This window comes from Moorena sp. SIO4E2 (genome assembly GCF_010671945.1).
GTDB lineage: Bacteria > Cyanobacteriota > Cyanobacteriia > Cyanobacteriales > Coleofasciculaceae > Moorena > Moorena producens.
In genome coordinates, this window is sequence record NZ_JAAHIE010001334.1 from 1 (window position 1) to 1,193 (window position 1,193).

General features: G+C 41.2%; 1 protein-coding gene and 1 pseudogene. Both read left to right on the forward strand.

The genetic code is table 11. The features are described from left to right. Positions 1–183 (forward strand): annotated as a pseudogene (locus F6K37_RS43445) (hypothetical protein); the annotation flags it as partial. Between the two features lie 2 nt (positions 184–185). Beyond that, the gene (locus tag F6K37_RS43450; RefSeq protein WP_008181867.1) at positions 186–1,028 is read left to right on the forward strand and encodes a class I SAM-dependent methyltransferase; all 843 of its coding nucleotides are present in this window, start codon (positions 186–188) and stop codon (positions 1,026–1,028) included. Positions 1,029–1,193: the final 165 nt, after the last annotated feature.

The window sequence follows — 1,193 nt, forward strand, 5'->3', positions numbered from 1 at the left end:
CTCTTATTGCATGTACTTACGACCTTTCCTCTGGCCATCTCCCCCCACTCCCGACTCCCGACTCCCGACTCCCGCCTCCCGACTCCCGACTCCCTACTCCCGACTCCCGACTCCCGACTCCCGACTCCCGACTCCCGACTCCCCAAGACAAAACTACCTCACCAAATTGATAACTGCTATTAAAAATGAAAACTGAAAAATCCTATAAAGGCACATTCCTATATTTCGATTATCCCATAAATCAAAAATCGAGATATGGGCATGGTAAGCCTCCTCATCCCAAGCTGTATGAAATAATTAATCGAGGTAGAGACACTTACAAAACTTATCTCAATAGCTTTTTGCAATACCAGGAAAATCTGCTGAAATTCGCCAATAAAGCCATAAAAGAGCAATCCCCAGAGCCATCATTATTCAATCCCTGGCTCCCTGGTCTTGATGCCGTCTCCCTTTATAGTATTATACGCTTGAATAAGCCTAAACTCTATTTTGAAGTTGGGTCAGGAAACTCTACAAAATTCGCTAGGCGAGCGATTAAGGATGGTGGGCTAAACACTAAGATTATATCTATCGATCCTCAGCCGAGAGCAGAAGTTGATTTAATCTGTGATGAAGTGATTCGAAAGCCCGTAGAAACTGTCGATATTGCTATTTTTGATCAACTGGAATCTGGGGATATATTATTTGTAGATAATTCCCATCGAATATTTATGAATTCCGATGCTACAGTAATATTTTTAGATATTTTTTACAAGTTGAAGCCTGGGGTTATTGTAGTATTTCATAATATATTTTTACCCTATGATTATCCTCAAAAATGGGAAAAGCGTCATTATTCTGAACAGTATGTATTAGCCGCCTACCTCTTGGCAGAAGGTAGTAAATTTGATATTATTTTGCCAAACGCTTTCATCGGGTACGATCCATACTTAAAAGCCATAATGTCATCCCTTTGGCAATCCCCGGAAATGACTGGTGTTAATAAAGGAGGCGCTTCCTTTTGGCTTAAAATGAGAGAATTCTCTTGAGGATTATAGGGAATAGGGAATAGGGAATAGGGAATAGGGAACAGGGAACAGGGAATAGGGAACAGGGAACAGGGAATAGGGAAAAGTTTGAAGGCAAGAGGCAAGAGGCATACATGCTAAAGTTTGAAGGCAAGAAGTGTGTTTACAACCCAGATAAAAACGCTA